This window comes from Citrobacter sp. Cb080 (assembly GCF_030334745.1).
In the GTDB taxonomy this organism is placed as follows: Bacteria; Pseudomonadota; Gammaproteobacteria; order Enterobacterales; family Enterobacteriaceae; genus Citrobacter; species Citrobacter braakii.
This window is the reverse complement of the sequence record NZ_JAOWDG010000058.1, coordinates 1-6295: the sequence shown is the minus strand read 5'-3', so window position 1 is coordinate 6295 and position 6295 is coordinate 1. Positions and strand designations below refer to the sequence as shown.

The window sequence follows — 6295 nt, the reverse complement described above, 5'->3', positions numbered from 1 at the left end:
GGAAGGTGCGAATAAGCAGGTCATTTCTTCCCAAGCTGACTCGCTGATTAAAATTTCGCGGATCTGGGCCGATTTTTTTCCCGCAAACACATCGAATCAGCCTATTTAGGCTATTTTTTCCACCATTTCTGGCGTTATTTCCGGTTTTTACTGAGATCTCTCCCACTGACGTATCATTTGGTCCACCCGAAACAGGTTGGCCAGGGTGAATAACATCGCCAGTTGGTTATCGTTTTTCAGCAGCCCCTTGTATCTGGCTTTCACGAAGCCGAACTGCCGCTTGATGATGCGAAACGGGTGCTCCACCCTGGCACGGATGCTGGCTTTCATGTATTCGATGTTGATGGCCGTTTTGTTCTTGCGCGGATGCTGCTTCAAGGTTTTTACCCTGCCGGGACGCTCGGCGATCAGCCAGTCCACATCCACCTCGGCCAGCTCCTCGCGCTGTGGCGCTCCTTGGTAGCCGGCATCGGCTGAGACAAATTGCTCCTCTCCATGAAGCAGATTACCCAGCTGATTGAGGTCATGCTCGTTGGCCGCGGTGGTGACCAGGCTGTGGGTCAGGCCACTCTTGGCATCGACACCAATGTGGGCCTTCATGCCAAAGTGCCACTGATTGCCTTTCTTGGTCTGATGCATCTCCGGATCGCGTTGCTGCTCTTTGTTCTTGGTAGAGCTGGGTGCCTCAATGATGGTGGCATCCACCAAAGTGCCTTGGGTCATCATGACGCCTGCTTCGGCCAGCCAGCGATTGATGGTCTTGAACAATTGACGGGCCAGTTGATGCTGCTCGAGCAGGTGGCGGAAATTCATGATGGTGGTGCGATCCGGCAGGGCGCTATCCAGGGATAATCGGGCAAACAGGCGCATGGAGGCGATTTCGTACAGGGCATCTTCCATGGCACCGTCGCTCAGGTTGTACCAATGCTGCATGCAGTGAATACGCAGCATGGTCTCCAGCGGATAGGGCCGTCGGCCATTGCCCGCCTTGGGATAAAACGGCTCGATGACAGCGGTCATATTCTGCCATGGCAGAATCTGCTCCATGCGGGAGAGGAAAATCTCTTTTCGGGTCTGACGGCGCTTAGTGCTGAATTCACTATCGGCGAAGGTGAGTTGATGGCTCATGATGTCCCTCTGGGATGCGCTCCGGATGAATATGATGATCTCATATCAGGAACTTGTTCGCACCTTCCCTAATACAAGCTCCACGTCAGCTAAAAGTCGGAAATTCTTTATTTGAACCTGATGAATGCGCATACGTCCCTCAATCTGTGTATAGGATATCGACAAAGCTGATGTTATTACATTGCATGTAAACTTCATTCTTCTAATAGCTTAGTTGTTCACAATGCCTCAGGTCCTATATTATTACCTGAGGCATTGAAACTTTACTCTGTCAGTGATACATCACGCACATCATCCAGCTGAACCTGACATTCCTTCCATCGACGCACAAGCGTAGCCACACAGGGATTGCCCGCTAGTTGATTCATTCTGACCCAATCAACATCAACTAGTCCGGCAAGAAGTTCGGAATTAAGTTCACCCTGCAATGCATGCCATTGGCGAATACTGGGTTGACGTTGAATAATAGGTTGAGGGGAGGAAAGACTGCCAACAATGACGTAATTTTGCTCTGGATCATGCCAGAGTCGTGTAATACCTGGTACGTTCTTGAGCCAGTTGCGAGGATCGCCTAAAGGTAAATCGAAGACACGAGATAATAATTTATTCCATGATGCTATTAATGATGTACTGGCTCTTTTAACTGATTTTTTAGCGAATTCCACCATAAGCGCATTTTTCTTTTCAGGCCATTGGGAAAAAACATAATTTTTTAAAACATCATAAGTGACATTGAATTCATTGTCGGAATAATATTTTCTTAAAGCACATTTCCATAGGTCACACAACAACTCGAGTTCACGAAGTAACGTATTTTTATTTGTATCGGATAATTCACCTTCTTCAGTAAGTTGGTCTATATGAAACATTAGTTCATCCATTTCAGGTAATAACCATTTATTAAGAGGGAGTTGTTGCCGTTGAGAATCCAGAATAGTCATTAAATCGTTTAATTTCTCCGGAAGCATATGAGGTGCTCCATATTGTGGATCCTGAAGGAGGATAGTCACTTCTTCCGTTTTGTGAATTATCACCGTCAACCGATTAATAAATCGGGTCAACTTCTCTGCTTCATTCCAAATCCCTTGTGTAATATCTTGGGGGCGATAATGGTAAGGCCACTTTTCGTTAAGCAAAGCGAGTAGTGCTGTTACAGAGGTATCAAATGAACAGAGTATATCATCACAGGCTGAAACAGCATCTGGCATAGCTGGGTGGAAAGGTAATATTATTGGGCGGTCTTGTTTAACAGTAAACAAACAGCCATTAGTGATTACAGCGAGACTGCTAGTGAGTAGATCCTTCTGCTGCGGAAGCGTCACACTAATTTTGGTCTCATTGCATAGCAGCAAATGCTTCAGGGCTAATTCTTTATATACAATTTCAACATTACGTGCCAAAGATTCTTGAACCGCTTTTTTCTCAAAATCACTGATACTATAATCATAGTAACGAGAATCTGTGGCAGGAATAAGCCTCGTGTCACCGTCAGGGGTAGACTGTTCTATTAGTAAGTTATCCGTAATTGGGTCGACTGTGAGATCAAAAGGATTAACATTAATATGCTGGCAGGCAGCTTTTGTTCTTAATATTTGTGTCAATGGATAGCGATCGTCAATGATACCCGGAGTCTGATCCAGCAAAACAAGTAGACACTGTGATCCATCAATTTTTATGTTCACAATCTGATCCGGTTCTATATCAGGTAGTAATGACATGCGTGCATCAGGATATTTTTCATTCAGCAGGGATTGAATGTTATTAACAATGTATTGTGGGGATACATTTTTCGAAAAACGTAGATCAAGAACCTTTATCTCTTTATCAAGCTGTACACTTGGGAATTTAGCCTTGTCAGCTGTTTTGAATTTTGTTTTAAGCGGTAAAGGGCGTAACTTAAGTACTACTGGAGATAATCCGAAGCCAAATTTTCTTGCTTGCTCAATAAATTCATTTTGAACGGGTTGAAGAATCCAAGGCCAGCTATTTTTGAGTGAGGTTGAAGACGAAAGGTCGAGAAAAGGGCGTAGCTTGCGTTTATCTTTATTTTTGGCTACTTCCCGGTAAATTTGAGATTTAGGTTTTGTCGTTTTTTCCGCTTTCCAACGGGCAAGAACATTATTTTTATCATAAATCCATAATGGTTGATGAATATTAAATAATTCGTCTTTTATATCGACTGGACGTAGTGGGACATTTTTATGAAATAATATAACCTCAGTGATATTTTTATCGCTTCTTTGTTGAGTGCGACAGTCCAGACTAATTGCATTGATACCGCAACTATTCTTACTTTTCCAGACGTCAGTCTGTAGTAATGGGCATCCCAGTGTATGGCTACCTTTGCAATGTGAACCAAAGGCGGAGACTTTACGCATGATAAGTCGGATCCATACTGGATTCAGCATGGCCTCGTAATGGACACGCGTTGGCTCAACAATAATCCCATCACCATTTTTTATTATTGGTGGCTTGTCTTGCTCTGAGTCCAAAGCAACGTATAGTCCAAATTGATCCTTATGAGATTTCATCAAATAAGGATAATAACGACTGCCTAACTCATCATCAATTCGGCTTTGCCATTCATTCCAGCGATAGTTTTTACTTAACGGATAATGATAGACAACTAGTTTTTCAGCTTTCTCCCGATCGATCTCGTTGTCCCGGTAAATCATGTGTGAAAGAGGGAGAGAACGGATTATTTCGTCATTACGTTTCGCCATGATGTTATGCTCTTTCCATAATGTTTTGATTGATGATTTTTTTGAGTTGCCCGAATCCGGGTGTTTCCACTGAAATGGTGTCTGGGGTCACGCATCCGCCGAGAATCAGAATGTCCGCCTCATAAGGATTTTGAACAGGGGTTAATTGGTGAGAGAAACCCAGTAATTGACTATCAGCATGTGGAGCAACAAAGTTGGCGATAACCAATTTGGTTTTATTACCCTCGATAGCGCGAATTTGTGCCAGTTTTTTACTCAGACCCAGAGGGGTATGCTCTTGATTTGCGCCAGATGCCAACCATTGTTGATATTCTTCATCTGCCTTATCGAGAGTATCTTGTCTCCAAAACTTAGCATCCACACGATAATCAGAATTTTTTATGCTGAAATCATACTGCTCAAAAAGCCGGTGATTGCTCACTTGGCTGGTGGTAATGATGCTCTCTGAATAAAGAAGTGCCCGGATAGCTTCTTCTCCCAGACGTCCCATCAGTAGGCGTTGTATAACTAGTGGATGGAATGCGTAACGCTCTTCCAAATCGTTCGCGAAGGGCATAATAGACGTTCTGTAACCCTTACGGTTGAACCAGTCAGTAATGACAGGATGACGTTGGATATACTGATACAGTTTCTGAGGGTTGTATTGGCGCAGCCCTTCTGCTGTTTTGTCAAAAAACTGCCATGTCTGTGGGGAGTACCAGATTTTGCCGTCAGTATTAGCTAATTTCGGCTTTTCAAAGCAAGCCCATTTATATAATTCAAGATCAATGTCGAAAGCGTTTTTTCCCGGTTTCCAGGCTAAATCATGTTGAAGTACTGCTTTACCGAGTTGTCGCCAGAGTAATGGGATGTCATCTCTTGGTGTTGACTGTTCCCGTAACAATCGAATAGCCGGAACTAGTCGCTGATCGATATAATCCACTGCTAGTTTTCCAGGCTGTGTCGGCGTCATGAGCTGGCTGAAGAAATTATTCTGTGTCAGTTCATCACGCTCCCGAAGTGTATCCAGTAATTGACGATTGAGTGCCGAAAGCTGTCGACGATTTGATGTATAGATAGGTAATGAAGCAAAGCGGGACAGGTCTTTTGCTAGTTCAGCATCAAGGTGTGATGTAGCCCCCTGAAACACCGGACAGTAGCTGTATCTCCAGATAAGAGATAGGCTTGAATATATGTCTAACACTAACGCCAATTTTGAGATGACCGGGATCCTGTTAGGGCAAGAAGTCCGTAAACGTAAAACTCCTCAGGAGAAGATCGCCATTATCCAGCAGACGATGGAGCCGGGTATGAATGTCTCCCATGTCGCCCGCCTGCATGGTATCCAGCCCAGCCTGCTGTTTAAGTGGAAGAAGCAATATCAGGAAGGCAGCCTCACCGCCGTTGCGGCTGGAGAGGAAGTCGTTCCTGCTTCTGAGCTTACTGCTGCTCTGAAGCAGGTCCGGGAGCTTCAGCGCCTTCTGGGCAAGAAGACGATGGAAGTTGAGATCCTGAAAGAAGCCGTGGAGTACGGTCAGTCGCGAAAATGGATAGCGCACGCGCCCTTGTTGCCAAAGGACGGGGAATAGCCATGGTCTGCCGGACCATGGGCGTGTCGCGTGCGCAACTGTCACTGCGGATTAACCGTTCTGCCGACTGGCAGGACAGGCGCTGTAACCGGCGTAATGAAGAAGCAGACGCAGAAATACTGTCGGCTATCCTCAACATTATCAGCGATATGCCGAGTTATGGTTATCGACGCGTGTGGGGCATCCTGCGCAAGCAACGTCGCACAGAGGGACAGCTACCTGTGAATGCCAAACGGCTTTACAGGATAATGCGTGAGCATAACCTGTTGTTGTTGCATCACAAACCAGAGCGACCGAAGCGTGAACATAAGGGCAAGATAGCGGTGGCAGAAAGCGATATGCGCTGGTGTTCAGATGGCTTCGAGTTCGGCTGCGACAACGGCGAAAAACTGCGGGTAACGTTCGCGCTGGACTGCTGCGACCGTGAGGCCATAGACTGGGCAGCAAGCACGGGAGGCTATGACAGTTCGACCGTGCAGGATGTGATGCTGAGGTCGGTGGAAAAGCGCTTCGGCGACAGGTTGCCCGACACAGCGGTGCAGTGGCTGACGGATAACGGTTCAGCGTATACCGCGTATGAAACGCGGAGGTTCGCGAGAGAGCTGAATCTGGAGCCCTGCACAACAGCGGTGAGCAGCCCGCAGAGTAATGGCATGGCCGAACGGTTCGTGAAAACGATGAAAGAAGACTATATCGCGTTCATGCCAAAACCGGATGTGAGAACAGCACTGCGAAACCTTGCAGTAGCGTTCACGCATTACAATGAAAACCACCCGCACAGCGCGCTGGGATATCACTCCCCGAGGGAATACCGGCGGCAGCGGACATCGTTAACTTAAGATACAAAAGCTGTTCGGAGATGGAGGGTCAAGATCA

Annotated in this window: 4 protein-coding genes; 1 reads left to right on the top strand and 3 read right to left on the bottom strand. The window is 46.1% G+C overall.

Going from position 1 to position 6295, the window contains the following annotated elements; genetic code table 11:
• Nucleotides 1-147: 147 nt before the first annotated feature.
• The 3 genes from OGV38_RS10210 to OGV38_RS10200 form a co-directional block, all read right to left on the bottom strand.
• Nucleotides 148-1128: an IS5-like element ISKpn26 family transposase gene (locus OGV38_RS10210; protein WP_000019450.1), complete on the bottom strand. Its 981-nt coding sequence runs from the start codon at nt 1126-1128 to the stop codon at nt 148-150.
• Nucleotides 1129-1391: 263 nt separating this feature from the next.
• Nucleotides 1392-3851 carry a hypothetical protein gene (locus tag OGV38_RS10205; protein ID WP_159137057.1) on the bottom strand — a complete coding sequence of 820 codons (2460 nt, stop codon included), beginning with the start codon at nt 3849-3851 and terminating at the stop codon, nt 1392-1394.
• A 4-nt stretch (nt 3852-3855) separates the two neighbouring features.
• Entirely contained in the window at nt 3856-4980 is a 1125-nt protein-coding gene (locus OGV38_RS10200; protein WP_286473261.1) for a hypothetical protein, read from the bottom strand.
• A gap of 70 nt (nt 4981-5050) precedes the next feature.
• On the opposite strand from OGV38_RS10200, the gene OGV38_RS10195 reads away from it, so the two are divergent.
• A protein-coding gene (locus tag OGV38_RS10195; RefSeq protein ID WP_117086587.1) for an IS3 family transposase occupies nt 5051-6258 on the top strand; the annotation gives its coding sequence in 2 pieces (ribosomal slippage) (nt 5051-5372 and nt 5372-6258; 1209 coding nt in all).
• Nucleotides 6259-6295: the final 37 nt, after the last annotated feature.